This is a genomic window from Candidatus Accumulibacter sp. ACC005, from assembly GCF_907163215.1.
In the GTDB taxonomy this organism is placed as follows: Bacteria; Pseudomonadota; Gammaproteobacteria; order Burkholderiales; family Rhodocyclaceae; genus Accumulibacter; species Accumulibacter regalis.
The window spans coordinates 293,062-318,658 of sequence record NZ_CAJQUB010000012.1 but is presented as its reverse complement, the minus strand read 5'-3'; the positions used below and the strand labels follow the sequence as shown (position 1 = coordinate 318,658).

Annotated in this window: 22 protein-coding genes; 13 read left to right on the top strand and 9 right to left on the bottom strand. The window is 67.0% G+C overall.

The genetic code is table 11. The features are described from left to right. Positions 1–40: 40 nt before the first annotated feature. Positions 41–1,588: a ubiquinone biosynthesis regulatory protein kinase UbiB gene (gene ubiB, locus QZ613_RS15240; protein WP_043566223.1), complete on the bottom strand. Its 1,548-nt coding sequence runs from the start codon at positions 1,586–1,588 to the stop codon at positions 41–43. A 138-nt stretch (positions 1,589–1,726) separates the two neighbouring features. Between ubiB and argS the strand changes: the two genes are divergently transcribed. The 6 genes from argS to QZ613_RS15210 all read left to right on the top strand — a co-directional run bounded on the left by argS (position 1,727) and on the right by QZ613_RS15210 (position 11,083). After that, positions 1,727–3,511, top strand: coding sequence for an arginine--tRNA ligase (argS, locus tag QZ613_RS15235; protein WP_291983097.1), 1,785 nt, complete (start codon positions 1,727–1,729; stop codon positions 3,509–3,511). 33 nt (positions 3,512–3,544) lie between these two features. Further along, positions 3,545–4,288 carry an SPOR domain-containing protein gene (locus QZ613_RS15230; protein WP_291900690.1) on the top strand — a complete coding sequence of 248 codons (744 nt, stop codon included), beginning with the start codon at positions 3,545–3,547 and terminating at the stop codon, positions 4,286–4,288. A 63-nt stretch (positions 4,289–4,351) separates the two neighbouring features. Continuing rightward, positions 4,352–4,999: a thiol:disulfide interchange protein DsbA/DsbL gene (locus tag QZ613_RS15225; protein WP_291983095.1), complete on the top strand. Its 648-nt coding sequence runs from the start codon at positions 4,352–4,354 to the stop codon at positions 4,997–4,999. 13 nt (positions 5,000–5,012) lie between these two features. Further along, complete coding sequence (locus tag QZ613_RS15220) at positions 5,013–5,813, top strand: SDR family oxidoreductase (RefSeq protein WP_291983093.1); 801 nt, start codon at positions 5,013–5,015, stop codon at positions 5,811–5,813. 118 nt (positions 5,814–5,931) lie between these two features. Beyond that, positions 5,932–7,068, top strand: a complete 1,137-nt coding sequence (locus tag QZ613_RS15215) for an FIST N-terminal domain-containing protein (RefSeq protein WP_043566238.1) — start codon at positions 5,932–5,934, stop codon at positions 7,066–7,068. A 76-nt stretch (positions 7,069–7,144) separates the two neighbouring features. Beyond that, positions 7,145–11,083, top strand: a complete 3,939-nt coding sequence (locus tag QZ613_RS15210) for a PAS domain S-box protein (RefSeq protein WP_291983091.1) — start codon at positions 7,145–7,147, stop codon at positions 11,081–11,083. 61 nt (positions 11,084–11,144) lie between these two features. On the opposite strand, the gene QZ613_RS15205 is transcribed toward QZ613_RS15210, so the two are convergent. Beyond that, positions 11,145–11,870 carry an SDR family NAD(P)-dependent oxidoreductase gene (locus tag QZ613_RS15205; protein ID WP_043569352.1) on the bottom strand — a complete coding sequence of 242 codons (726 nt, stop codon included), beginning with the start codon at positions 11,868–11,870 and terminating at the stop codon, positions 11,145–11,147. A gap of 36 nt (positions 11,871–11,906) precedes the next feature. On the opposite strand from QZ613_RS15205, the gene QZ613_RS15200 reads away from it, so the two are divergent. The 5 genes from QZ613_RS15200 (at position 11,907) to QZ613_RS15180 (ending at position 16,240) form a co-directional block, all read left to right on the top strand. Beyond that, entirely contained in the window at positions 11,907–12,728 is an 822-nt protein-coding gene (locus QZ613_RS15200; protein ID WP_043569350.1) for a helical backbone metal receptor, read from the top strand. A gap of 107 nt (positions 12,729–12,835) precedes the next feature. Continuing rightward, positions 12,836–13,849 (top strand): peptidase U32 family protein, encoded by a 1,014-nt coding sequence (locus QZ613_RS15195; RefSeq protein WP_043569349.1) that lies wholly within the window; start codon positions 12,836–12,838, stop codon positions 13,847–13,849. Positions 13,850–13,863: 14 nt separating this feature from the next. Continuing rightward, positions 13,864–14,784: a U32 family peptidase gene (locus QZ613_RS15190; protein WP_291983089.1), complete on the top strand. Its 921-nt coding sequence runs from the start codon at positions 13,864–13,866 to the stop codon at positions 14,782–14,784. Beyond that, positions 14,781–15,233, top strand: a complete 453-nt coding sequence (locus tag QZ613_RS15185; RefSeq protein ID WP_043569348.1) for an SCP2 sterol-binding domain-containing protein — start codon at positions 14,781–14,783, stop codon at positions 15,231–15,233. Before QZ613_RS15190 ends, QZ613_RS15185 begins: the two co-directional genes overlap by 4 nt. Before the next feature lie 20 nt (positions 15,234–15,253). Further along, positions 15,254–16,240 carry a DMT family transporter gene (locus tag QZ613_RS15180; protein WP_291900675.1) on the top strand — a complete coding sequence of 329 codons (987 nt, stop codon included), beginning with the start codon at positions 15,254–15,256 and terminating at the stop codon, positions 16,238–16,240. A 55-nt stretch (positions 16,241–16,295) separates the two neighbouring features. On the opposite strand, the gene QZ613_RS15175 is transcribed toward QZ613_RS15180, so the two are convergent. After that, positions 16,296–16,649 carry a DUF190 domain-containing protein gene (locus QZ613_RS15175; RefSeq protein WP_291900672.1) on the bottom strand — a complete coding sequence of 118 codons (354 nt, stop codon included), beginning with the start codon at positions 16,647–16,649 and terminating at the stop codon, positions 16,296–16,298. A 46-nt stretch (positions 16,650–16,695) separates the two neighbouring features. Beyond that, positions 16,696–17,082 carry a fluoride efflux transporter CrcB gene (gene crcB / locus QZ613_RS15170; protein ID WP_291866174.1) on the bottom strand — a complete coding sequence of 129 codons (387 nt, stop codon included), beginning with the start codon at positions 17,080–17,082 and terminating at the stop codon, positions 16,696–16,698. Between the two features lie 332 nt (positions 17,083–17,414). Between crcB and QZ613_RS15165 the strand changes: the two genes are divergently transcribed. Continuing rightward, positions 17,415–18,041 carry a hypothetical protein gene (locus QZ613_RS15165; RefSeq protein WP_291983087.1) on the top strand — a complete coding sequence of 209 codons (627 nt, stop codon included), beginning with the start codon at positions 17,415–17,417 and terminating at the stop codon, positions 18,039–18,041. 172 nt (positions 18,042–18,213) lie between these two features. On the opposite strand, the gene QZ613_RS15160 is transcribed toward QZ613_RS15165, so the two are convergent. Genes QZ613_RS15160 through QZ613_RS15140 form a run of 5 tightly spaced genes read right to left on the bottom strand, consistent with a single transcriptional unit; the run spans position 18,214 to position 23,396 of the window. Continuing rightward, positions 18,214–18,720: a hydrogenase maturation protease gene (locus QZ613_RS15160; protein ID WP_043569341.1), complete on the bottom strand. Its 507-nt coding sequence runs from the start codon at positions 18,718–18,720 to the stop codon at positions 18,214–18,216. 19 nt (positions 18,721–18,739) lie between these two features. Then, positions 18,740–20,221 carry a Ni/Fe hydrogenase subunit alpha gene (locus tag QZ613_RS15155; RefSeq protein WP_291983085.1) on the bottom strand — a complete coding sequence of 494 codons (1,482 nt, stop codon included), beginning with the start codon at positions 20,219–20,221 and terminating at the stop codon, positions 18,740–18,742. A 10-nt stretch (positions 20,222–20,231) separates the two neighbouring features. Next, the gene (locus QZ613_RS15150; RefSeq protein WP_043569337.1) at positions 20,232–20,798 is read right to left on the bottom strand and encodes an NADP oxidoreductase; all 567 of its coding nucleotides are present in this window, start codon (positions 20,796–20,798) and stop codon (positions 20,232–20,234) included. Position 20,799: 1 nt separating this feature from the next. Then, positions 20,800–21,546, bottom strand: a complete 747-nt coding sequence (locus tag QZ613_RS15145) for a 2Fe-2S iron-sulfur cluster-binding protein (protein ID WP_291868492.1) — start codon at positions 21,544–21,546, stop codon at positions 20,800–20,802. Further along, positions 21,543–23,396, bottom strand: a complete 1,854-nt coding sequence (locus QZ613_RS15140) for an NAD(P)H-dependent oxidoreductase subunit E (RefSeq protein ID WP_291983083.1) — start codon at positions 23,394–23,396, stop codon at positions 21,543–21,545. The genes QZ613_RS15145 and QZ613_RS15140 overlap by 4 nt, the downstream gene beginning before the upstream one ends. Positions 23,397–23,581: 185 nt before the next feature. Here QZ613_RS15140 and QZ613_RS15135 point away from each other — a divergent pair, with 185 nt between their 5' ends. Beyond that, a complete protein-coding gene (locus QZ613_RS15135; protein ID WP_043569330.1) occupies positions 23,582–25,000 on the top strand; it encodes a bifunctional enoyl-CoA hydratase/phosphate acetyltransferase in 1,419 nt (472 codons plus the stop codon). Positions 25,001–25,597: the final 597 nt, after the last annotated feature.

Sequence of the window (25,597 nt, the reverse complement as noted above, 5' to 3'; positions counted from 1 at the left end):
AGACCTCGCGCGTCGTCGCTAGCGACCACGCTGGACACGATCAGCCGAGGTGCGGCGCGAAGTACTGGCTCAGCAGCAGCGCCGCCAGGAGCACGACGATGACCGCCAGCAAGCGGTTCTGCTGCCGCTGCGTGCGCACCAGCTTGGCCAGCTGTGGCGCCACATCTGGCGCCTCTGGCCGCGCCAGCGCCTGGTGCACCAGGCGCGGCAGCTGCGGCAGCATGCGCGCCCAGTTGGGCGCTTCCTGCTGCACGCCGCGCTGGAAGGCGCGCCGGCCCACCTGTTCGTTCATCCAGCGCTCGAGGAAGGGCTTGGCGGTTTTCCAGAGGTCGAGATTGGGGTCGAGCTGACGACCGAGGCCTTCGATGTTGAGCAGGGTTTTCTGCAGCATCACCAGCTGCGGTTGAATCTCGACGTTGAAGCGGCGCGAGGTCTGGAAGAGTCGCAGCAGCACGCGGCCGAACGAGATTTCGTGCAGCGGGCGGTCGAAGATCGGTTCGCAGACGGCGCGCACGGCGGCCTCGAACTCGTCGGCGCGGGTATCGGGCGGCGCCCAGCCGGCTTCGATATGCGCCGTCGCAACACGCTTGTAGTCGCGCTGGAAGAAGGCCAGGAAGTTCTGGGCCAGGTAGTTCTTGTCGGAATCGGTCAGCGTCCCGACGATGCCGAAGTCGAGTGCGATGTACCGGCCGTGGTGCGCCGGGTCGGTGGCGATGAAGATGTTGCCCGGATGCATGTCGGCGTGAAAGAAACCGTCGCGGAAAACCTGCGTGAAGAAAATCTCGACGCCCGCGCGCGACAGGGCCGGCAGGTCGACGCCGGCGACGATCAGCGCCCCGGTCTGGCTGATCGGGATGCCACGCATGCGCTCCATGACCATCACCGTCGTCGTGCACTGATCCCAGTACACCTCGGGGACCTGCAGCAGGTGCGAGCCGTGGAAATTGCGCCGCAGCTGCGAGCAGTTGGCCGCTTCACGCATCAGGTCGAGTTCGTCGTAAAGGTACTTGGCGAATTCGGCGACGACCTCGCGCGGCTTCAGCCGCTTGCCGTCCGACCACACGCTTTCGAGCAATCCGGCCAGGGTATCGAGCAGGGCCAGATCGTTGGCGATGACGCTGCGCATTTCCGGACGGAGGACCTTGACCGCCACCTCGTGGCCCCCGTCTTCGGGGCGCAGGCGCGCGAAGTGCACCTGCGCAATCGACGCACTGGCGACCGGTGTCGAGTCGAACTCGGCAAAAACTTCGCTGGCCGGCCGGCCGTAGGCGGCCTCGATCTGCGCCAGCGCCAGCTCGGACGAGAAGGGCGGCACGCGATCCTGCAACTTGGCCAGTTCGTCGGCGATGTCCGGCCGCAACAGGTCGCGGCGGGTCGACAGGACCTGTCCGAACTTGACGAAAATCGGCCCCAGCGCTTCCAGCGCCAGGCGCAGGCGAACCGCCGACGGCGTGTCGAAGCGTCGCCAGAAGTGCAGCGCGCGCGACAGCGCAGCCAGGCGACCACTGGGCTCGTGTTCGAGAATCATCTCGTCGAGGCCGAAGCGGCTGGAAATGCTGAGGATTTTGGCGAGGCGGAAAAGTCGCACGGCGGAGGGGCGCCCGGTGGTCGGCAAAGCAGCGAGTTTACACAGAAACGGGCTGCATCGCGCCGGCTATCGTCGCTGGCCGTGCCTTGGCAACGTATAATCGACGGCTCGATAGAATCGATCACCCGACGCGCCCTGATGAGCCAAGACCTGAAATATCACCTTGCCGAGCTGATGCGTGCCGCGCTGCGCAGCGTTGCACCGGCCGAAGTTGCGAGCAGCGAAATCCACATCGAAAGGCCAAAACAGGCCACACACGGCGATTTCTCGTGCAACCTGGCCATGCAGTTGGCGCGTTCGCTGAAACGCAATCCACGCCAGCTCGCCGAGCTGCTGCTCGCCGAACTGCCGAAGTCGGAGCTGCTCAGCAGCGCCGAAATCGCCGGCGCCGGCTTCATCAACTTTCACCTGCACCCTACTGCCCGCCTCGAAGCGGTGCGCAGCGCGCTCGAAGACGGCCCGGCGTTCGGCCGCTCGTCGGCCGGAAGCAAGGAGAAAGTGCTGGTCGAATTCGTTTCGGCGAACCCGACCGGGCCGCTGCACGTCGGCCACGGCCGCGGCGCAGCCTACGGTGACAGCCTCGGCAAGCTGCTCGCCTTCGCCGGCTGGGACGTGACCAGCGAATACTACGTCAATGACGCCGGCCGGCAGATGGACATTCTCGCCTTGTCGACCTGGTTGCGCTATCTGGAACTCGCCGGCGAGGAAAGCGACACCGACGAGGCGATCGTTTTCCCGAGCAACGCCTACAAGGGCAGCTACGTGACGGAGATGGCGAGGCAGTTGCTGGCGGCCCGCGGCCCGCGCTTCCTGCGTCCGGCGGCCAGCGCCATCGCCGGCACTCCCGGCCTGCCCGACGCGGAGCGCACCGACGCCGAAGCGGCGCAGCAGCGCGAGGCGCATCTCGACGCGCTGATCGCCAATGCCAAGCACCTGCTCGCTGGCGACTGGAAATACGTGCACGACCACGTCCTCACCGAACAGCTCGCCGACTGTCGCAGCGACCTCGAGGAATCCGGCGTGCATTTCGACGTCTGGTTCTCCGAACAATCGCTCTTCGAGACCGGCCTGGTGGCGCGCTGCGTCGAGCAACTCGACAGGGCCGGCCATCTCTACCGCCAGAACGGCGCACGCTGGTTCCGGTCGACCGCTTTCGGCGACGAGAAGGATCGCGTCGTGCAGCGCGAGAACGGCCAGTACACCTACTTCGCGTCGGATATCGCCTATCACGTCAACAAGTACGAGCGTGGTTTCCAGCGGATCATCAACGTCTGGGGGGCCGACCATCACGGCTACATCGCGCGCGTCAAGGGCGCCGTCGCTGCGCTCGGGCTCGATGCACAGCGGCTCGATGTGGCGCTCGTCCAGTTTGCGATACTCTATCGCTCGGGCCGCAAGGCGCAGATGTCCACCCGTTCCGGCGAGTTCGTGACGCTGCGCACGCTACGCGAAGATGTCGGCAACGACGCCTGCCGCTTCTTCTACGTTCTGCGCAAGTCTGACCAGCACCTCGATTTCGACCTTGACCTCGCCAAGAGCCAGTCGAACGAGAACCCGGTCTACTACATTCAGTACGCACACGCCCGCGTCTGCTCGCTGCTGGCCCTCTGGGGAGGCGATCCGGAAACGCTCGCCGGCGCCGACCTTGGCCACCTCGACGGTCCGCACGAGCTGGCCCTGGCCGCCCGCCTGGGCCAATTTCCGGAGACCGTCGAGACCGCCGCCGGTGAGCTGGCACCACACCTGATCGCTTTCTATCTCAAGGATCTGGCCGGCGAATTTCACAGCTACTACAACGCCGAGCGAATGCTGGTCGACGAGCCGGCGCTGCGCGATGCCCGCCTCGCGCTCGCGGCTGCGGTCCGCCAGGTGATTCGCAACGGCATGGCGATTCTCGGCGTCAGCTGCCCGGAATCGATGTAATCAGAGAAACAAAGGACTGGCATGAGTCGTGACATGAAACCCCGCAAGACACCGCCGCAGAGGAAGTCGGGAGGCGGCACCCTGCTTGGATTGTTCATTGGCCTGGTCGTTGGCGTCATCGCTGTCGCTGGCGTGGTCTGGTACGTCAACAAGGTGCCCCTGCCCTTCACCACGACCGGCCAGCAACCGAAGCTGCCACCGCCGGTCACCGACGCGCCACGCCCGGAACCGACGCCCGATATGCCGGCGCTGGCCCCGGCGCCGGTCGCGCTGCCGGGCAAGCCTGGCGACTCGACGGCGCCCGAAAAACCGCGCTTTGACTTCTACAAGATTCTGCCCGGTAACGCCGAAGCGATTCCCGACCCGACGCAGCGCGTTCCCGGTCCGACGGCCAGCATTCCCGCGACCAGCCCGCCCCTGGACGGAAAACCCCTCGAAATCAAGCCGCTGGACGTCCGGCCGGCGGAAGACAAGAAGGCCGAGGAGCGCAAGGCCGAGGAGCGCAAGGCGGAAGACAAGAAACCCGAGGCGGACCCCTTGCTCAAGAAACCCATCTATCTGCAAGCCGGCTCGTTCCAGAGTGTCGCTGAAGCGGACAACCAGAAGGCGCGGCTGGCGTTAATGGGGGTGGAAGCGCGCATTCAACAGGTCATGCTGCAGGACAAGGTGTGGTACCGCGTTCGCCTCGGGCCGTACCCGCGCATGGACGAAGTGAATATTCTGCGCGGTGAGTTGGCCAGGCAAGGTATCGACGCCCGCGTCGTCAAGAAGGACTGAGTCAAGACCCCTGGCGCGCTGACGCTTCCACACTCTCACCCCGCCTACAAGGAGAAACAAACAATGCAAGGACGTATCAGTGGATGGTTTGCCGCGATCACCCTGGCGCTGCTGGCCATGGCCCTGCCCGCCCGCGCCGAACTGGTGGCCGATCGCGATTACGTGGCCATAGTCCCGGCGCAGATCAGCGACAATCCGGCCAAGATCGAAGTGCTCGAGTTCTTCTCCTACGGCTGCCCGCATTGCGCGGACTTTCACCCCCTGGTCAGCAGGTGGGCCGAGGCCCTGCCGAGCGACGTGGTCTTCAAGCGCGTCCCGGTCTCCTTTGGCCGTCCGCAGTGGGCCAGCCTGGCCAGGCTCTATTACGCGCTGGAAGCGAGTGGCGATCTGGCCAAGCTCGACGGTGCCGTATTCCGCGCCCTGCACCAGGAAAACAAGCGCCTCTTTGACGACAAGAGCATCATCGCCTGGGTGACTGCGCAGGGGGTCGATGGCAAGAAGTTCACCGCTGCCTACAACTCGTTCGGGGTTCTCAGCCAGGCCAAGCGTGCCGATCAGATGGCCCAGGCCTACAAGATCCAGGGCGTTCCGGCACTCGCCGTCGCCGGCAGGTATCTCGTTGCCGGCAAGGATCTCAAGGGCTACGGCGACCTGCTGGCATTGACCGACCAGGTGATCGCCAAGGCGCGTAGCGAGCAGCAGAAGAAGTGAGCCAGCCGGCGCGATGAGTGCCCTCGGCGCAGCGCCAGCGCCACCGGTCCGCACGCTGTTCATTACCGGCGCCTCGTCGGGAATCGGCCAGGCACTGGCCGAGTACTACGCCGCGCGGGGCGCGCAGCTCGGCCTTTGCGCGCGCCGCGCGGAAGCCCTTGAGCAGCTCGCCGCACGCTGGCCGGGGCAGGTCCATTGCTACCCGCTTGACGTCACCGACGCGGCTGCCTTGCGCGCCGCCAGCGACGACTTCATGGCCCGTCTCGGCGTTCCCGATATCGTCGTCGCCAACGCCGGCATCTCGGTGGGCACGCTCAGCGAACACGCTGAAGACCTGGATGCCATCCGCCGGGTCATGGACACCAATTTCTTCGGCATGGCGGCGACCTTCTCGCCGTTCATCGGCAACATGCGTCGCGCCGGTGGCGGGCGGCTGGTCGGTGTCGCGTCGGTGGCCGGAATTCGCGGCCTGCCCGGTTCGGAAGCGTACAGCGCGTCGAAAGCGGCGGTGATCACCTATCTCGAAAGCCTGCGTGTCGAACTACGCCCTTCCGGGATCAAGGTGGTGACCCTCTGTCCCGGCTACATCAGGACGGCGATGACCGCAGCCAACCCCTTCCCGATGCCCTTCCTGATGTCCGCCGACGCCGCCGCAGCGCGCTTTGCGCGGGCCATCGACCGCGGCCGCAGCTACGTCGTCGTCCCCTGGCAGATGGGCATCGTCGCCCGCGTTCTGCGGCTACTGCCGAACGCCGTCTATGATCGGCTGATGGTCGGCGCACCGCGCAAACCGCGACAGGCCTCCGGCGAATAGGCGGCGACGTCCCTGCCCGTCGTTCAACAGCCTGTACTGCCTTGCCCAGCAAGCCCGCGCACAGTATTCTGCACGGCTGATTGCTGCGCCTCGGAAAGCGAACCAGGGAGTGTTGCCCATGCAGATTGCTCAGCTCGTCCTGCGCGATGCGACAAACATCACCGACAAGCTGGCCCCGCTGACGCGCCTGCAGCCCGATCTGCTGCTCGCCTTCGGCGCCAGCCACCTGCTCAGCGCCGTGGCCGCGCCACTGGCGGCGACCTTTCCTGCGGCCAGGCGGATCGGCTGCTCGACGGCCGGGGAGATCTCGGCTGCAGGCGTCAGCGACGAAAGCTGCGTGCTGACCGCCATACGCTTCGCCAGCACGCAGCTCGTGCAGGCATCGACCCGACTGAGCGGAATGAACGACTCGCTGGCTGCCGGCCGGCGGCTGGCCACACAGCTGCCACCGGAGGGCCTGCGCGCGGTACTGGTCTTCGCTCAGGGCGTATCCATCAATGGCAGCGCCCTGCTGCTCGGGATTGGCGAAGTCCTGCGCAGCGAACTGCCGGTTGCCGGTGGCCTGGCCGGCGACGGCAATGCTTTTCGCGAGACCTGGGTGCTCGACGACGGCGGCATCCGCCGCGACGGCGTCGTCGCCCTTGGCTTCTACGGCCCGGCGCTGCGCTTCGCACACGGCTCCTTCGGCGGCTGGTCGCCGTTCGGGCCGGCGCGCAAGGTGACGCGCAGCGCGGGTAACCTGCTCCATGAACTCGACGGCGAGCCGGCTCTGGACGTCTACAAGCGCTACCTCGGCGTGCACGCCAGCGGCCTACCCGCGTCAGGCCTGCTCTTCCCGTTTGCGATGCTCGGCAGCGACCACCGCGAGACCGGTCTCATCCGCAGCATCCTCGGCGTCGATGAGCGCGACGGCAGCCTGACGCTGGCCGGCGAGATCGATCCGCATGGCTACCTGAAGCTGATGCACGCCAGCACCGACGCCCTGGTCGGCGGCGCCGAAGCCGCCGCCGAAGCAGTGCAGGCGAGCATCCCCGCGCAGGCGCAGGGACTGGCCCTGCTGGTCAGCTGTGTCGGCCGCAAGCTGGTCATGGGCGGGCGCGTGGAGGAGGAGGTCGAAGCGGTCGGCAGTGTGCTCGGCCCGCAGGCGCTGCTCGCCGGCTTCTATTCCTACGGCGAAATCGGCCCGCTTGCCGCAAGCGGTGCGTGTCGGCTGCACAATCAGACGATGACCGTCACCTGGATCGGTGAGGGCTGAAGGTTGCCCGACCAGGTTTCTCGCCAAGCTCCTGCCCCTCTCCACATCTCCACCTCCTACCCACTCGCCCCCTGGCATGCACAAACTTCTTAACCGGCAAATACGGCGTGTCCTCGCAGTCGACGGGGAGGGCGCAGCGTCGGTCCTTGACGAACTCCGGCAACTGGCCGCAAGTGGCGCCGTCTCGCCGCAGGCTGCGCTCCTGCTCAACGGGCTGGACAGCTTTCTGGCGCAGGTTGACCGTGCCTACGAGCAGAACGATCGGGACCTGGCCCTGCGTACGCGCAGCCTCGACCTGAGCTCGAACGAACTACTGCAGGCGAATGACCGCTTGCGTGACGACCTCGCCAGTCGCGCGCGCGCCATCCACTCCTTGCGCAGCACCGCCGCCGGCCTGCTGCGTGGCGACGACCGCGGACTGCTGCCGGCGGAAGGCGACGATCTTGAATCGCTGTCGACGCTGATGGCCGATCTGGTGCGCCAGCGCGAGCGCGTCGAAGCGCAACTCGCCGACAGCGAAAAGCGCTTCCGTTCGGTCGTCGAAAGCCTCAAGGAAGTGATCTTCAGAACCGACGCCGACGGTTTCTGGACCTACCTCAATCCGGCGTGGCGCGAAATCACCGGCTACGCGGTCGACGAAAGCGTCGGCCGCCAGTCGCTGGCCAGCGTACCGGTCGAAAACCGCGCCTACGCGACGGCGCGCTTTGCGGCACTGGCGCAGGGGAAAATCGACTTTGTCCGCGAGGAAGCGCGTTACCGGACGCGCCACGGTGACGATCGCTGGCTGGAGGTCTTCGCCCGCGCCGAATTCGACGCCGCCGGCAACTTCACCGGCTGCGCCGGAACGCTCAACGACGTCACCGAAAGACGGCTGGCGCTGGAACAGTTGCAGGAGCAGCTGCACCTGGTGCAGGAACTGTTCGAGGTGGTGCCCTTACCGATCTACCTCACCGACACCGGCGGGCATTATCAGCACCTCAACCGCGCGTTCGCCGAGTTCTTCGGCATTGCGCGCGACGAGTGGACCGGGAGAACCGTGCACCACCTCCTCCCGGCCGAACTCTCGCAAGCGCACGCGGAAAAGGATCGCCAGCTCCTGCAAGCAGTCGGCCAGCAGGTCTACGAGGCGCAGGTCGAGTTGCCCGATGGCAGCCGGCGCGACACGATCTTCCACCGGGCGACCCTGACCAAGGCCGGCGGCAGCATCGCCGGCCTGCTTGGCGCGATCGTCGACATCACCGAGCGCAAGGCACAGGAGGCGGCGATATCGAGCGCCGAGTCGCGCCTGCGTCAGATCACCAACAGCGTCCCGGCCGTGGTCTTCCAGTGCGAGATTGGTCCGGCGCGGATTCGCTATACCTTTCTCAGCGAGCGCCTGCACGAAATCCGCGGACTGGAGCGCAGCGCCCTGCTCGCCGATTCCGATCTCGCCACGCGACAGGTCATAGACGCCGACGTGCAACGCGTCGAGCATGGAATCCGCGGCGCGGCGGCGCGCCGTGAGGCCTGGCAGGGCGAGTACCGGATTCGCCTGCCCAACGGCGCGCTGCGCTGGATTCGTGGCGAGATCAACCCGGCGCCCGAGCCGCCGGCGGCGGACGGAGCGCCGATCTTCACCGGCATCTGGCAGGACGTCAGCCTGCTCAAGGAGAGCGATGCGCGCCTGCGCGAAGTGACCGACAACATCCCGGTGGCCGTCTATCAGTACCAGCGCTCGCGCAGCGCGCACGTCTTCCACTTCTTCAGCCGCGCCATCGAGCAGATCTGCGGCGTCCCGGCCGAAGAAGCGATGGCCAGCGCGGACACCCTGTTTGCGCTGGTGCATGCCGACGACCGGCAACGGGTCGAGACGTCGATGGCCACAACGCCCGCCGGTCAGTCGCGCTGGTCGGTCGACTTTCGCCTCGTTCATCGCCAGCACGGCGGCAGCGTCTGGGTACACGGCGAAGCGCAGGGAACGCCGACGGCCAGCGGCGGCATGCTGTGGAACGGTTACCTGGCCGATATTTCAGCCGCCAAGAACGCATCCGAGGAGTTGCGCCGCGCCAAGGAAGGCGCGGAAGCCGCCAACCGCGCCAAGTCCGAGTTTCTGGCCAACATGAGCCACGAGATACGAACGCCCATGAACGGCGTCATCGGCATGACCCATCTCCTCCTCGACGGCGAGCTCAGCGATGAACAGCGCACCTGCATGCAGATCGTCAAGGACTCGTCCGACGCGCTGCTGACGATCATCAACGACATCCTCGACTTCTCCAAGATCGAGGCCGGCAAGCTGGTCGCCGAGCACTGCGCCTTCGATCTCTGGCGCAGCGTTGGCGAGGCACTCAAGTCTCTCGCGCTGCGCGCGCACGACAAGGAACTGGCGCTGATCTGCGACATCGCCCCCACGGTGCCGCGACTGGTGCTCGGCGACGCCGGTCGCCTGCGCCAGGTGTTGCTCAACCTGGTCGGTAACGCGATCAAATTCACCCCCCGCGGGGAGGTGCTGCTGCGCCTGGAAAGCGCAGATCGACACGCTGATGGCGAGCTGGATCTGCACTTCGCGGTGGCCGACAGTGGCATCGGTATTCCCGAAGAAAAACTGGCGACGATTTTCGACCCCTTCGCGCAGGCCGACGGGTCGGTCACCCGCAAGTACGGCGGCACCGGTCTCGGACTGAGCATATCGGCGCGCCTGGCCGAGCTTCTCGGCGGGCGCATCTGGGTCGAAAGCCAGGTCGGTCGTGGCAGCACTTTCCATTTCACGATCCGCTGCGGCGTCGACGGACTCGAGCAGCCAGCGCCACTTCCGCAGCTGACCGACAGACGCATTCTCATCGTCGACCCGCAGCCGCTCAGTCGCGCCGTCGTGACACGCACGCTGCAAGCCGCCGGGGCGGCGGTGAGCGCCGTCGAATCCGGCGCGGCAGCCGTGGCGCGGCTTGCGACAGCGCCAGACTCGGTCGACCTGGCGCTGCTCGACGCCGATCTTCGCGACGGCGACGCGTACGCGCTCGCCGGACGGCTGCGCGCACTCCCCGGCGGCGAGTCGATGCTCCTGTTGATCGTCTCCGCAGCCCCCTGGCAAGGCGACAGCGAGCGTTGCCGGCGCCTCGGAATCGCCGGCCAGCTGGGCAAACCGCTGACCGGCGACGAGCTCCTGCACGCGCTCGCTCGCGCCTTCGACAAGCGCTCGACGGCGACCGCAGCGCGCGCGGACGAGCAGGCGCCGCCTGCTGCAGGACCGTCGCTGGCCGTTTTGCTCGTCGAAGACAACGCCATCAACCAGCAACTGGCGATCAGGCTGCTCGAACGCCGGGGTCACCGCGTCACACTGGTGGAGGACGGCCAGGCCGCCGTTGATCGGCTGCGTGGCGAAAGCTTCGACGTCGTGCTGATGGACATGATGATGCCGATCATGGACGGGCTCGAAGCAACGCGCCGGATCCGCGCGGCCGAAATGGCCGCTGGCAAGCGGCGACAGCCGATCGTCGCGATGACCGCCAACGCCATGCACGGTGACCGGGAAAGCTGCCTCGCCGCCGGCATGGACGATTATCTGGCCAAGCCGATCGACGGCCAGCAACTGCAGCAGTTATTGCTCAAGCATGGCGCCGGCGCGGCCGACGGGGAAGGCATCGGCCCGCGCGCGGCGGCGTCCGGCCCGACCAGCGCCGAGCAGCAGGCGAGCCGTCCTGGCAGCGCCGCCTTCGACTACGGCGCGGCGCTGGCGACGGCCGACCAGGAGACGGTGGCGCTGATCAGCGACCTGTTTCTCGAACATTCGCAGCGTGATATGGACGCACTGCGCCACGCGCTCGCCGAAAGCGAGCGCCGCCGGGCGGCGACGGCCGCCGCCAGCCTCAAGGGAACGCTGGCGATTTTCGGTGCGCGACCCGCCGTCCAGCTGGCGCAGCGCCTGGAACAACGCAGCCCTTTTGGCGAGCCCCCGGAACTCGACGCGCTGGTCGAGCAGCTGGGGAAAGAAATCGAGCGCCTGCGCGCCGCGCTCGGGGCGCCGCCCGGCGCCTGAGCGCGGCGCGGGCATCGGCGTAGCGGGCCGCGCCGGGAAGGTCGCCCGCGCTCGCCCGGCCCTACCAGTCGATCGGCTGGCCGTCGCGAAAGAAGCCGCCGCTCGGACCGTCGTCGGGCAACAGGGCTGCCCAGACGATCCCCTTGGCCCCTTCATCGACGCTACGCGTCGCGTCCTGGCCACCCATCGCCGTCCGACACCAGCCGGGACAGACCGAATTGACCTTGATCGGGCTGTTCTCGAGTTCGGCGGCGGTCAGTCGGGTCAAGGCATTGAGCGCCGCCTTCGACATCCGGTAGGCCGGCCAGGAGCCGCCCATGGCGGACAGTTGCCCCATGGTCGACGAGACGTTGACGATGCGCCCCCAGGCGTTTTCGCGCATCAGCGGGACAATCGCCTGAATCAGCCGCAGCGGCGCCAGCGCATTGCCGGCGTAGGCGGCGGCGGCCAACTCCGGGTCGACGACGAGGACGCTGGCCGCCTGTGGTTGCGCGAAGTCCTTGCGCTCGAGAAACACGCCGGCGTTGTTGACCAGAATATCGGCACGCCCGAACTCGCGGCGCAGGCGTGCCGCGAGGGCCGCGACGGCACCGGCGTCGGTCACGTCGGCGGTGTGTGCGAGGACGTCGTGACCGCTCGCGCACAACTGCCGCGCGGCGTCTTCGATCGCCTCGGCATGGCGGCCAACCATCAGCACCTGGCATCCGGCGGCGGCCAGATCGCGCGCCACCGCCAGGCCAAGCCCGCGTGCGGCGCCGGTAACGACAGCCAGTTTTTGCGTTAGCATCGGCTCCTCCGCTTCTCTCACCTCAAAACGCCAATCATGCAATGGTCTGACGCGATCGGCAAGCAACACGCTCGCTGCGCGGACACCCCGCGCATCGTCTCACTGGTGCCCAGCCTCACCGAACTGCTGGTCGACCTTGGCCTCGCCGAATACCTCGTCGGCCGAACCGGCTTCTGCATTCATCCGCGGCAGATCGTTCGGCGACTGCCGAAAGTCGGCGGCACCAAGGGCTTCTCGATCGACAAGCTGCGCGCCCTGGCGCCGACACACGTGCTCGTCAATATCGACGAGAACCGCCGCGAGGAAGTCGACGCCCTGCACGCGTTCGTGCCGCAGGTGATCGTCACCCACCCACTGACGGTTCGCGACAATCTCGCTCTCTACGAGCTGCTCGGTGGCATCTTCGGCGGCGACCCGCAAGTCGAGGCGCGAAGCAGGGCGCTGGCGGCCGACTTCGAGCGCGAATGGGCCGCCCTCTGCACCCAGACCGGGACCCTGCCGCGACAAAGCGTTCTCTACCTGATCTGGCAGCAGCCCTGGCTCAGCGTCGCCCGCGACACCTATATTTCGCGCATGCTGGCCGCTGCCGGCTGGGATAGCCTGCCGGCAGACAGCGCCCTGCGCTATCCGGAAGTCGATCTGCCGGCACTGGCGCGAGAAGCCGACTGGCTGCTGCTGGCCAGCGAACCGTACGCGTTTCGCGAACGGCACCTGAGGCAGCTGGCCGAGCAGCTGCCGGGCGCACGCGCCACGCTGATCGACGGGGAAATGGTCTCCTGGTATGGCAGCCGGGCGATCCGCGGCCTGGCCTATCTGCGTCACCTGCGTGCCCGCCTGGCGTCATCGCCGCGCAGCTGACCCGCGTTCACCCGAATCCGCCCGAGTTGACCCGAATCAAGGGCCAAAGGCTGGCGCTGACTATACTGGCCAGTTCCCGTCACTGGCCGGCTTCGCCGAGGTTTCGCATGTCGCGCACGCAAGTTCCCGAACTGATTTGCCCCGCTGGCAGCCTGCCGGCACTCAAGGCGGCGGTAGACCACGGCGCCGACGCGGTCTACCTCGGCTACCGCGACGACACCAACGCGCGCAACTTCGCCGGCCTCAATTTCGACCACAAGGCGATGGTCGAAGGTATCCGTTACGCCCACTCGCGCCAGCGCAAGGTATTGATGGCCATCAATACCTTCGCCCAGCCCGGACGCGTCGCCGACTGGCAGCGCGCCGTCGATGGCGCGGCCGATCTCGGCGTCGATGCGGTGATCCTCGCCGACGTCGGCCTGCTCGACTACGCCAGCCGCCGCCACCCCGAGCTGCGTCTGCACCTCTCGGTGCAGGGTTCGGCGACCAGCTACGAAGCGGTCAATTTCGCGCAGCGCGAATTCGGCGTCCGCCGCGCGGTGCTGCCGCGCGTGCTGACGCTGGCGCAGGTCGAGACGGTGATCCGCAACACGCCGGTGGACATCGAGGTTTTCGGTTTCGGCAGCCTGTGCGTGATGAACGAGGGCCGTTGCTGGCTGTCCTCGTACGCCACCGGCGAGTCGCCGAATACCGTCGGCGCGTGTTCGCCGGCGAAGTACGTCAAGTGGGAAAGGTCGCCCGGCGTGATGAGCACGCGCCTGAACGGCATCCTCATCGACCGCTTCGGCGACGACGAGCCGGCCGGTTACCCGACGCTGTGCAAGGGACGCTTCGAAGTCAATGGCGACACCTACTACGCACTCGAGGAACCGACCAGCCTCAACGTCCTCGAAGTGCTGCCGCAGATTGCCGCCATCGGCGTCGCGGCGATCAAGGTCGAGGGGCGGCAGCGCAGTCCGACCTACGTCGCGCAGGTGACGCGCGCCCTGCGCGCAGCGCTCGACGAACTGGCCAGGAGCCCCGGAAGCTTCTCCGTCAAACCCACCTGGCAGGCCGAGCTGGCGCACGTCTCCGAAGGCAGCCAGGTCACGCTCGGCGCCTACAACCGACCGTGGCGCTGAGCGCCGGGATGGCCATGAAACTCTCTCTCGGGCCGCTGCTCTACTTCTGGCCAAAGCACGAAGTCTTCGAGTTCTACGCCGAGATGGCGCACAACCCGGCGATCGACATCATTTACATCGGCGAAGTGGTCTGTTCGCGACGCCAGCAGATTCGTGTCGCCGACTGGCTGGCGCTGGCGCGCGACCTCGCCGACGCGGGCAAGGAAGTCGTCCTTTCCGCGCAGGCGCTGCTCGAATCGGAGGGCGACCTGAAAGCGCTGCGCCGCCTGTGCGCCGAGCTGCGCGAAATCCGCGGCGCTCGCCTCGAAGCCAACGATCTCGGTGCGGTGAATGTCGCCGCCGGCAGCCCTTTCGTCGCCGGACCGCACCTCAACATCTACAACGAAGCGACGCTGGCCACCTTCGCCCGCTACGGCATGCAGCGCTGGGTGCCGCCGCTCGAAGGCGACCGCCGGCTGATCGAGACGCTGCACCACAGCCGCCCGACCGGTGTCGAAACCGAGGTCTTCGCTTTCGGCAAACTGCCGCTGGCGTTTTCCGCGCGTTGCTTCACGGCGCGCTATTACGACCTCAACAAGGACGACTGCCAGTTCAAGTGCCTCGACCACCCCGAGGGGATGACCCTGCGCACGCGCGAAGGACAGCCCTTTCTGGCCATCAACGGCATCCAGACCATGTCCGCACAGACGTACAACCTCTTGCCTCAGGTACCGGAACTGCTCAAGATGGGCGTCGAAGTGCTGCGCATCAGCCCGCAGCCACACGCCATGGCAGCGATCATCGCTGCTTTCGACGCCGCCCGGAACGGGCAGGCATCCGCTCCCGATACCAGCGCCTGGGCCAGTGCAGGCCTGGTCAACGGCTACTGGTTTGGCGACGCCGGTATCGCGCAACACCCGCCGGCTGCCGCCGCAACGAAAGGAATTCATTCATGAGCCAGGGATTCTCGATTCCTCGTTTCAAACTCCCCGCGCTGGTCGCTTCGCTCGGCTCGCGTCTGCCGCAGTGGCCGCACTCGCTGGTTCTGGCGACGGCGCTCAACCTTGCCGCCAGGATCGGCCTGCTGCCGGAAGACAGCCTGGTCCTGCTCGAAGGGCGAACCTTTCTCGTCGAGGTACTCGACGCCGGAGGGCAGGCCAGTTTCACCTATCGCGACGGCCTTTTCCGGCCGTTGTCGACAGTGCCGGAGACGCCTGACCTGGCGTTCAGCGCCAACCTCTCGGCCTTCCTGCAGTTGCTCGCCCGCCAGGAGGACCCGGACACGCTGTTCTTCAACCGTGAGCTGGCGATCGTCGGCGACACCGAACTGGGCCTGGTGATCAAGAACATGCTCGACGCCGTCGAGCTGCCGCAGCTACCCCGCCTGCCGGCTTTTCGCCACTAGACCGACGCCCGCGCGCCGCCATGACCGTGGCCGCCAAGGTCAGTACGACGCGCGCTCGGCCACCGCTGCCCGCCGGCCGCATCGTGGTCGAAGGCGTCGCCTGCGCGCTCGGCGCCGGCCTGCTCTGGGGACTGGTCTTCGTCGTCCCGCTGATGCTGCCCGACTATCCGCCGGCGATGCTCTCTTTCGGCCGCTACCTCGCCTTCGGGGTCATCGCCCTGATGCTGGCGTGCACCGACTGGCCGCGACTGCAGATCCTGCAGCGCCAGGACTGGCAAATGGCCTGCGAACTGGCGCTGGTCGGCAACATTCTCTACTACCTCTTCCTGTCGGCCGCCATCCAGCTCGCCGACGCCCCCTTGCCGACGATGCTCATCGGCACCCTGCCGATCGTCATCGCCATCGCCGCGAATTTCAGTGCCGAGGCGCTGCCGTGGCGCCGCCTGCTGCCATCGCTGCTGGTCATCGCAGCCGGTATCGCGCTGGTGAACAGCCACGAGATGGCACTGCTCGACGACCGGCGCAGCGCGCAGGATTATTTTCTGGGAACGGTCTTCGCCCTGGCGGCGGTCTTCGCCTGGACCTGGTACCCGCTACGCAATTCGCGCTGGCTGCAGCAGCGACCAGCGCTGGCTTCGGGCACCTGGGCCATCGCGCAGGGTCTGGCGACACTGCCGCTGGCGCTGCTCGGCATGGCCGCGGCCGGACTGTATTTCCGCGCCCACGGCGGCTTCGATTTTCCGCTCGGTGCAGACGCCGGGCGCTACGTCGGCCTGATGCTGTTGCTCGGCTTCTGCGCCTCGTGGCTCGGAACGCTGCTCTGGAATCGGGCCAGCCGCTTGCTGCCCGCCGCCCTCGTCGGCCAGCTGATCGTCTTCGAAACGCTGGCCGCCTTCGCCTATGCGTTCATCCTGCGTGGTGCGCTGCCCGGGAGCACGGCGCTGATCGGCATCGCCCTGCTCGTCGGCGGCGTCATCCTCGGCGTGCGCGCCTTCCGCGGCAACTGATCCGCACGCACAGGCGGCACGGGATGGCGGCCTCGCCGCGCGCCGCCCGCGGTCGTCAATCGGCGCTGCCGAGCTCGGGCGGGTCCTTGGCGTCGGGATTGAGCACCCCGAAGTGGGCCGGGAGGCGGACGTAGAAAACCCGGACCTGCGCCTGGCGAATGAGCTCGAACAGGCGCTCGGCCTCTTCCGCGGTGACGACGAACTCGACCTCGATGCTGGTCGTTCCAGCCAGTTCGAAGAAGCTGCCTTCGTGCACGGCATGTGATCGCCCGAAGCCGCCAATCGAGCGGAATGCAGAGCCCCCGCGGACGCCGAGCCGGTTACCCTGGTCGAGCAACCACTCCCAGAGCAGGCGACCGCCGTGCTTGTCGCTTTCGCGCACGTACAACCTCAGGAAAGAGCCTTGCATGCCTGCCTCCGTTGCTCGCGCGCCTGCCGGACGGGCAGCGCACCGTTCACCGCGAACCTTGCGCCCAGACGACGGTGGCCATGCCGGCGAAAGTCATCAGCACCGAGCCGACGACATGCGCCGCGGCCGCAGCGAGCGCCCAGGATAGCCTTCCCTGCTGCAGCAACAGCGTGAGTTCGGCGGAGAAGGTCGAGAAAGTCGTCAGCCCGCCGCAAAAACCGGTGATGATCAGCAACCGCCATTCCGGCGAAATCGCCGGGAACGAGGTGAAGAAAGCCACCGCCAGGCCAATCAGGTAGGCGCCGACGAGGTTGGCGACCAGCGTGCCCGGCGGAACCGTCGGAAACAGGCTGTTGAGCCGGATGCCGAACTGCCAGCGCAAGAGCGCGCCAAGCGCGGCACCGATCGAAATGGCGAGAACTGATTTCCACATACCCTGCCCTGAAAACACACGCCGCTTGCGCAGCGAAGGACGAAACCCCATACCTGCCCGGCGTCGCGGATTCAAGCCGGCATCATCCGCGGCAAACGCCCGTGCCCCCGCCGCGGCAGAACCCCGCGTCCTGCGCGGCCAATATAGCACTGTCGTTCGCGCGCTGCCCAGGCATCGGCCCGATCAGCGCATAGACCCTCCGGCACGCGCGCCACGACGACGGGAAGCGACAGGGCAGTCTAACGCCGCCGGTTCTTGCCTTTCGCGAGCTGCCGCTGTCGGAATTCCTTACAGCGGCCCGCCAAACGAGGCGCACGAGACGGTCCAAGCGATTGAAATCAATAGACATGCCGTTCATGGCGTGGAACTTGCTAAAAGTCCCGTGCGGCGGAGGATCCGCCTTCGCCGGCAGCGGCTACAGCCTGCTGCTGCCAAGCAAGGTCGATCGCGTCAGCGACGAGATCTGTCTCGCCGGTTGCGCGTCGTTCGACGACTTGATCAACAACAACGTGGCGTCGTCCAGTGCGCGCAAGGTCTCGTCCGCTTTCGGCGCCGGAGGCCTGGCCGCCGAGTGGCAGACCGACGCCCATACTGGCCGCCCCGTCGACCCGGGTGATCGTGGGATCCCGGACAGCGGACCGGGCGACGGCGGCGGAACGGTTCACCACAGTCCACGGCGCCGGCCGCATCCTGACTCGTGTAGTGCTGCATTCTTGATGCGACTTTTGGCGACTGCTGAAAGCAGGGCGAAAACCCTGTGGTGGCTGAGATTCGCAGGGTCCATGGCGGGGCGGCCCTCGTCGCCACCCCTTGCGCTCATGCCCCACACACCGTCATTGCGAGGAGGCGAAGAGCCGACGCGGCAATCCAGAGGTTTTGCGCTTCGCGTCGTCGATGCGGCGGACGATAGTAAGACGATGGAACTGGATTGCCGCGTCGGCTGCGCCTCCTCGCAATGACGAGCGGGCTGGCGGGCTGGCGTGTTGCCGCCTTCCCGACGCGACTTTCAGCCAGCCCGACAGGAGCGCGCAATCCCTGCGGTGGCCGGGATGTATACGTACGTTCCATAACGCGTGCAACACTACACTCGCAGGGCGGCGCCTGCCCGTACTCCTGCCCTTACTCCTGCCCTTACTCGCCAGCGCCCAGCCGTGTCAGCCAGACATCGCGCTCGGCGGCACGGCACAGGAACTGCAACAGCTCGAACGCAGCATCGGCGTGGCTGCTGGCCGCCGCGCTCAGGCCTTCGCCAAGGGCGAAGCTTTCGCCGCGCACACAGAGCACGAAGGCCGGCGGCGGCGCTTCGTGATCGATGCGCGGCAGCACCGCCAGCACCGCCTCGGGCGATAGCGCATGCGTGCTCGGACTGGCGGCGCCGGCGCCAGCGGCACGTGCCTGGCGAAAGACATAGGGCGCGGCGGTCTGCTCGCCGGCGTCGATGAACAGCACCAGATGCCGGCCAACGAGGTCCAGCGCGTGCTCGATCTGGAGCTGGAAGTCGCCGATCAGTTCGAAGCCGGCGGCCAGTCCCGCGCCGTCCAGCCAGTTCTGCAAGCGCTCGAGAAGCAGCGGCCCGAGCGCGTCGTCGCCGCGGCTGGGATTGCCGCAGGCGAGAACGAGGACCGGGGGCAGGGGCATCGGCGTTCTTTCGTGGACGTCAGGAGGCGCTGCTCAGGCGCCCGAGCAGCGTCCCCGCCGCATCGCGCAGTTCAAGCTGCAGCGGCATCTTGCCGAGCGCGTGCGTGGCGCACGACAGACAGGGGTCGAAGGCGCGGATGGCGACTTCGATATGGTTGAGCAGGCCTTCCGTAAGCTGGCGACCGTCGAGGTAGCGGCGGGCCACGCGGCGGATCGCTTCGTTCATCGGCTGATTGTTGTGGGTCGTCGACACGATCAGGTTGCAGCTGCTCACCAGATCGTCGTCGTCGACCTGATAGTGATGGATGAGCGTGCCGCGCGGCGCCTCGATGACGCCGATTCCTTCGCGGCCACGCTCGCCGCGGGTGGTCAGCTCGCTGCCGGAAAGGTCGTCGTCGGGCAACAGCTCGGCGATCGTCTCGGCGGCGTGCAGCAGTTCGATCATCCGTGCCCAGTGGTAGGCCAGGGGTGCGTGGATCGGCTTGCCCTGCCCGTAGTCGATGAATTCGCGGCGTTCGGCTTCGGCGAGCGGCGTCGTGATGCGGTCGCAGTTCTGCACCCGTGCCAGTGGCCCGACCTTGTACCAGCCCTGCTGCGGGCCAAGCGCGGCGAGGAAGGGAAATTTCATGTAGCTCCAGGCCTTGACCTCTTCGCGAATCAACTGGTGGTAGTTGGCGACGTCAAAGGCGTCAACGAGAATGCCGCCGTCGGCGTCACGAACGCGCAACTGGCCATCGTAGAAGTCGAGTTCGCCGCCGGCGCCGACCAGCGACAGCATGTGCGAGCGAAAAGCGCCAAAAACATCGTACAGCGCCGGGTCGGCGGCATGCAGACGCTTGACCAGCTGCACCGCGTCGCGGCCCCAGCCGACGATCTGGCCGACGTCGGCGAGCAGGCCGTCGCGTTCCTCGCGGCTCAGCGCGCGATTGACGCCGCCCGGGATCGCACCCGTGCCATGCACCCGCTTGCCCGCCGTCAGGCGGATCACCTCCTGGCCGAACTTGCGCAGGAGCACGCCCTGGCGGGCGATCTCCGGGTAGGCGGCGGCGACGCCGACGATGTTGCGCCGGCCGGCCTCGCTCTCGAAGCCGAAGAGCAGATCAGGCGACGAGAGGTGGAAGAAATGCAGGGCATGCGACTGCAGGATCTGCCCATAGTGCATCAGCCGGCGCAGCTTCTCGGCGCTCGCCGTCAGGCGGCCGGCACCGACGACGTGGTCGAGCGCCTTGGCCGCCGCCAGGTGATGCGAGACCGGGCAGATGCCGCACAGGCGCTGCACCATCACCGGCACCTCCCAGTACGGTCGGCCCTGGATGAACTTCTCGAAGCCGCGGAATTCGACGATGTGCAGGCGAACCTGCTGCACCTGGTCGTTCTCGTCGAGCAGCAGGGTCACCTTGCCGTGCCCTTCGACCCGCGAGACCGGGTCGATGGCCACGCGACGCAGCGTGCCCGCGTCGGCAGCGGCGGTTTCCAGTGCGAAGCCTTGCCCTTGTTGCATCGCTGCGCTCCTAGTCGAAATGCAGCATCGGATGCCCGAGACGTGGCGTGCGCCCGTCGAGAAGGTCGGTGAGGAACTTCCAGATGGCGTCGCCCGACGGCGGGCAGCCGGGGATGAAGTAGTCGATGCGCACGATCTCGTGGATCGGATGCACCTTGTCGAGCGGCAGCGGCAGTTCCGGGTCATTGGGAATCTGCCCGCTGACGACATCCGGCGCCGTCAGGTAGATTTCCTGCAGGCACTGGCCGAGGTCGAGGTGGTTGCGCTGCGCCGGCAAACCGCCATTGACCGCGCAGGCACCGACGGCGATCAGCACCTTGCAGTGGCTGCGGAACTCGCGCAGCACATGGACGTTCTCGGCGTTGCAGATGCCGCCCTCGATCAGGCCGATGTCGCAGGGACCGCAGTGCTTGATGTCGGTCAGTGGCGAGCGGTCGAATTCGACGCGTTCGACGAGTTCGAAGAGCCGCTCGTCGATGTCCAGGAACGACATGTGACAGCCGAAGCAGCCGGCCAGCGACGCGGTCGCCAGGCGCACCTTCCGGCGCCCTTCGCGGTTCCCTGCGACAGCGTCCATCTCAGCCCTCTCCACAGTCTTCGTACGCTTCGCCGGCGCTGCGCGTCGCCAGGCGTTCGACCTGCATGCCGATCGGTTCGACGTCGTAGCGACGCTTGCCGATGGGCACCGCGAAGCCCTCGCGCTTCCTGAGAATCACGCCCACCGGGCAGACGTGCGCCGCCTTGTCGGCCCAGGAAAAATCGCTGTCGGCGAGGCGCCCGGACTCGGCATTGACGATCAGGTGCTTGTCGATGCCGCGCCCGGACAGCGAAAAAACGCTCTTGCCGTCGACGTCGCGACTGGCGCGCACGCACAGCTCGCAGAGAATGCAGCGATTGAAGTCGAGCAGCACCTCCGGGTGCGACGCGTCGACCGGCCGGTTGGGGTAGAACTGGTCGAAGTGCGGGCTGAGCATCTCCAGCTCGTAGGCCAGCGCCTGCAGCATGCAGTTGCCGCTCTTCTCGCACGACGGGCAGAAGTGATTGCCTTCGACGAAGAGCATCTGCAACAGCGTCCGGCGCTTGTCGTTGAGGTCCGGCGAGTTGTTCTCGACCTCCATGCCGTCGCGCGCCGGCATCGTGCACGCCGAGACGTAGCGCCCGCTGGCCTTGACCGTGCACAGCTTGCAACTGCCCTGCGGCTTGAACTCGGGATGGTGACAGAGATGCGGGATGAAGATGTCGGCGGCCATCGCCGCGTCCATGATCGTCTGCCCGTCGGCGAAAGGCACCGGCTGGCCGTCAAGGAGGATGCTCGGCTGCGTCATGGGGTGACTCCGGGAAGGCGGGCGGCGAGACCGAAGTGCGCCGCCGGATCGTCGCGACCGGTCATCTGGCGCGCCGCCGCCAGCGCCTGGTCGAGGTCGAAAGCCGGCTCGAAGTCGAGCGAGCACAGACGCCTCTCGTACGCCGGGCGAAACTTCTGCAGGGTGTCGAAGAGCGGGTTGCACGCCGCCTGGCCGAGGCCGCAATGGCTGGCCGCGTGCAGCAGGCGGTGGATCTTGAAGACCTGGTTGATCTCGTACTGCGTTCCCAGGCCCTTGGCGATCTTGTCCATGCAGTTGGCGACCAGCGAAGTGCCCACCCGGCACGGGGTACAGAAGCCGCAGCTTTCGTGCCGGAAAAAGTGCGCGAAGTTGCGCGCCACCTCGAACATGTCGCGATGCGTGCCGAAGACCATGAAGGCGCCCGCCGTCGGCACGTCCTCGAAAGCGATGCTGCGCGAGAATTCGTGCATCGCCAGGCAGATCCCGGAAGGGCCGCTGACCTGCACCGCCTGCGCGTTGCCGGCGCCGCAGTCCTGCAGCACCTGGTTGACCGAAACGCCGAACGGATACTCGTAGATTCCCGGTGTCTCGACGTCGCCCGAAATCGACAGCAACTTGGTCCCGGTCGATTGCTTGGTGCCCAGGCCGGCGAACCAGGCGCCGCCCCTGAGCGCGATCAGCGCCGCCTTGCACAGCGTCTCGACGTTGTTCACCACCGTCGGCTGACCGCGATAGCCGGCGGTGACCGGGAACGGCGGGCGAATGCGTGGAATGCCGCGCTTGCCTTCCAGCGACTCGAGCAACGCCGTTTCCTCGCCGCAGACGTAGGCGCCGGCGCCGACATGGATGTCGATCTCGAAGTCCAGCCCGGCCTGGCCGCACACCGCGCGGCCGAGCAGGCCGCTGCGCCGGCGGCGCTCGAGGTTCTCGCGCAGCGCCGGCAGCAGATAGGCGTACTCGCCACGCAGGTAGAGCAGCCCCTGGCGCGCGCCGATGGTCAAGGCGGCGACGCTCATGCCGTCGAAAACGAGGTCGGCGTAGCTGTTGAGCAGGACGCGATCCTTGAAAGTGCCGGGCTCGCCCTCGTCGGCATTGCAGACGACGTAGCGTGCAGCGGGCCTGCCGTCGGCCTCGGCATGGCACTCGGCGCGGCGCGCCGACTCCCATTTGATGGCCGTGGTGAAACCGGCACCGCCACGCCCGCGCAGGTTGGAGAGCTTCATCTCGGCAAGCATCGCTTCGCCGCCGCGCGCGATCGCCGCGCGCAGCGCCGCGCCGGCCGGCCATTCGGCAGAGAGCAAGGTATCGCGGCGACGGATATTGTCGTCGACGCGGAAGTATTCGGCCGGCCAGTCGGCGAGCGGCGCCTGCGCGCGAATCAGCTCGCCGATGCGCTCGACGCGCTCGCCCGACAGCCGGGTCAGCGCCTGGCCATTGACCAGCAGCGCCGGCCCCTGATCGCACATGCCGGTGCACGACGTGGTGTCGACGCTGACCAGCCCGTCTTCGGAGACCTTGCCGCGCTCGACCCACAACTTGTTGCACAGCCGGTCGAGCAGTTCGCCGCTGCCCAGCATGCGATCGGTGATGTTGTCCGAGAACAGCACCCGGTAGCGACCGGGTGGCGTCAGATGGAAGAACGAGTAGAAACCGGCGACGCCTTCGACCTGCGCCCGCGGCAGCCCGAGCGCCCTGGCGATGGCGGTCAGCGCCGCCGCCGGCAGATAGCCGACGACGCCCTGCGCCTCGCGCAGGATCTGCACCAGCTGGCCCGGCTCGCCGCCGTGACGGTCGACGACCGGCCGCAGCAGCGCGTCGAGTCGTCCTGCGTCAAAACCTTCTTCGCTCACCGTCGTCTCCCACTGCGGAGCAGCTGCCCATACCCTGGCAAAGCTTAGGCGCTCTGCCGCCGGCAGGTACTGATGCACGTCAACAAGCGCCACCGGCGCACGCGGAGAATTCCGGAAATCGCCCTACATTTTCGTGCTGCATTGCAGCATAATGTGATCTGAGCAGCACCACAGGGAGCCCCGCCATGCACTTCGAAACCCCCCTCGAATTTCTCGAAAGTCGAACCTACGACGAAATCAGCGTCGGCGACAGTTCGTCGCTGGTCCGTACCTTGCGGCCCGAGGACGTCAAGCTGTTCGCGCTGATGTCGGGCGACATGAACCCGGCGCTGGCCAACGCCGAATTCAGCCACAGCGGCGTTTTCCAGGATTTCATCGCGCACGGCATGTGGTGCGCCTCGCTGCTGTCGACCATGCTCGGCACGCAGTTCCCCGGCCCGGGGACGGTGATGGTCGAGTCGTCGCTCCATTTCGCGCGACCGGTGGCGATCGGCGACACGATCACCGTAACGGTCACCGTCGGGCAGAAGTTCGCCCGCAACCGGCACATCGTGCTCGACTGCAACTGCCATAACCAGGACCATCTGCTCGTCGTCTCGGGGAGCGCCGAGGTGCTCGCGCCGCGTGAGAAAATCATCACCAAGCGCAAGGCGATGCCGGAGATCACCATTTCCGACAAGTACGCGCGCCTGCAGGTGCTGGTGTCGCGCGCCGCGGGCCTGGCGCCGATCGACATGGCGGTGGTTCACCCCTGCGACCGCGAGTCGCTCAAGGGCGCGCTGCTGGCCGCCGAAGCCAAGCTCATCGAACCGATCCTGATCGGCCCCGAGCAGCGCATCCGCGCCGTCGCCGAAGAGAACGGCCTGGACCTCAAGGACTACCGCATCGTGAACTGCAAGCACAGCCACGAATCGGCGGCGATGGCCGTGACGCTGATCCGCAGCGGCGACGCCGAAGCGCTGATGAAAGGCAGCCTGCACACCGACGAACTGATGGCCGAAGTGATCTCGAGCAGTTCGGGTCTGCGCACCGGCCGCCGCATCAGCCACGTCTTCCTGATGGACGTGCCGACCTATCCCCGGCCGATCATGATCACCGACGCCGCCGTCAACATCGCGCCGACGCTGATGGAGAAGGTCGATATCGTGCAGAACGCCATCGATCTCGCGCACACCATCGGCACGCCGGAACCGAAGGTGGCGATTCTCTCGGCGGTGGAAACGGTCAACGCCAAGATCCAGTCCACGCTCGACGCCGCCGCACTGTGCAAGATGGCCGACCGCGGCCAGATCAAGGGCGGCCTGGTCGACGGACCGCTGGCTTTCGACAACGCCGTGTCGCTGGTCGCCGCCAAGACCAAGGGCATCGTCTCGGCGGTCGCCGGGCGCGCCGACATCCTGGTCGTCCCCGACCTCGAATCGGGCAACATGATCGCCAAGCAGCTCGAGTACCTGGCCAACGCGCTGAGCGCCGGGATCATCCTCGGCGCGCGCGTGCCGATCGTCCTCACCAGCCGCGCCGACAGCGCCGAAACGCGCCTCGCCTCGTGCGTCATCGCCGCCCTCGTTGCGCACGCCACCCGCGCCAAGCAAGCGCCTGCCTGAGACCGTCGCCGGGGCGAGTGTCGCGCGCCCCGGCCGCTGCAGCACCGCACCCGCCGACCTGTCCACCCGCCCACCCGCCCACCCAAGCGTCATTGCGAGGAGGCGAAGCCGACGCGGCAATCCAGTTCCATTCCCTGACTGCCTGTCCGCCACATCAGCCAGGCGAAAGGCAAAACCTCTGGATTGCCGCGTCGGCGTCGCCTCCTCGCAATGACGGCGGGAAAGGCCGCGTCGAGAACCCGACACGACTCTGGCAGGTCTTCCCTTCCCTCGCGTCTTTCCCGATCCCGGGCACGGTGCCCTTTTTGCCGACGCCGCCCGCGGCAACCCCGAAAAAAAGTTCAAGCGCCCCGAGCAGCCGCAAGGCCGTGATTTCACGGCCTTTCCCGGGCCGCGCAAAGCTGCGGCGCGAAAACTACATTTAGTCAAGTTATTGCCTTTGCACACTACATGCAGTAGCTTTACGCCATTGCGCGCTTGGCTGCGGGGAAGCAGCAGCTCGCTTCGGCAGACTCGCCCGGCGCGCCTCGTACCGCCAGCACGCTTGGCCAGCAAGACCATCAACCACAGACAACGTCAACACAATAAACATCGGAG

Bases quoted from the DNA above. Each gene is read 5' to 3' on its own strand.
- argS (WP_291983097.1), top strand. From the start codon at position 1,727: ATGAGCCAAGACCTGAAATATCACCTTGCCGAGCTGATGCGTGCCGCG.
- QZ613_RS15230 (WP_291900690.1), top strand. From the start codon at position 3,545: ATGAAACCCCGCAAGACACCGCCGCAGAGGAAGTCGGGAGGCGGCACC.
- QZ613_RS15225 (WP_291983095.1), top strand. From the start codon at position 4,352: ATGCAAGGACGTATCAGTGGATGGTTTGCCGCGATCACCCTGGCGCTG.
- QZ613_RS15220 (WP_291983093.1), top strand. From the start codon at position 5,013: ATGAGTGCCCTCGGCGCAGCGCCAGCGCCACCGGTCCGCACGCTGTTC.
- QZ613_RS15215 (WP_043566238.1), top strand. From the start codon at position 5,932: ATGCAGATTGCTCAGCTCGTCCTGCGCGATGCGACAAACATCACCGAC.
- QZ613_RS15210 (WP_291983091.1), top strand. From the start codon at position 7,145: ATGCACAAACTTCTTAACCGGCAAATACGGCGTGTCCTCGCAGTCGAC.
- QZ613_RS15205 (WP_043569352.1), bottom strand. From the start codon at position 11,870: ATGCTAACGCAAAAACTGGCTGTCGTTACCGGCGCCGCACGCGGGCTT.
- QZ613_RS15200 (WP_043569350.1), top strand. From the start codon at position 11,907: ATGCAATGGTCTGACGCGATCGGCAAGCAACACGCTCGCTGCGCGGAC.
- QZ613_RS15195 (WP_043569349.1), top strand. From the start codon at position 12,836: ATGTCGCGCACGCAAGTTCCCGAACTGATTTGCCCCGCTGGCAGCCTG.
- QZ613_RS15190 (WP_291983089.1), top strand. From the start codon at position 13,864: ATGAAACTCTCTCTCGGGCCGCTGCTCTACTTCTGGCCAAAGCACGAA.
- QZ613_RS15185 (WP_043569348.1), top strand. From the start codon at position 14,781: ATGAGCCAGGGATTCTCGATTCCTCGTTTCAAACTCCCCGCGCTGGTC.
- QZ613_RS15180 (WP_291900675.1), top strand. From the start codon at position 15,254: ATGACCGTGGCCGCCAAGGTCAGTACGACGCGCGCTCGGCCACCGCTG.
- QZ613_RS15175 (WP_291900672.1), bottom strand. From the start codon at position 16,649: ATGCAAGGCTCTTTCCTGAGGTTGTACGTGCGCGAAAGCGACAAGCAC.
- crcB (WP_291866174.1), bottom strand. From the start codon at position 17,082: ATGTGGAAATCAGTTCTCGCCATTTCGATCGGTGCCGCGCTTGGCGCG.
- QZ613_RS15160 (WP_043569341.1), bottom strand. From the start codon at position 18,720: ATGCCCCTGCCCCCGGTCCTCGTTCTCGCCTGCGGCAATCCCAGCCGC.
- QZ613_RS15155 (WP_291983085.1), bottom strand. From the start codon at position 20,221: ATGCAACAAGGGCAAGGCTTCGCACTGGAAACCGCCGCTGCCGACGCG.
- QZ613_RS15150 (WP_043569337.1), bottom strand. From the start codon at position 20,798: ATGGACGCTGTCGCAGGGAACCGCGAAGGGCGCCGGAAGGTGCGCCTG.
- QZ613_RS15145 (WP_291868492.1), bottom strand. From the start codon at position 21,546: ATGACGCAGCCGAGCATCCTCCTTGACGGCCAGCCGGTGCCTTTCGCC.
- QZ613_RS15135 (WP_043569330.1), top strand. From the start codon at position 23,582: ATGCACTTCGAAACCCCCCTCGAATTTCTCGAAAGTCGAACCTACGAC.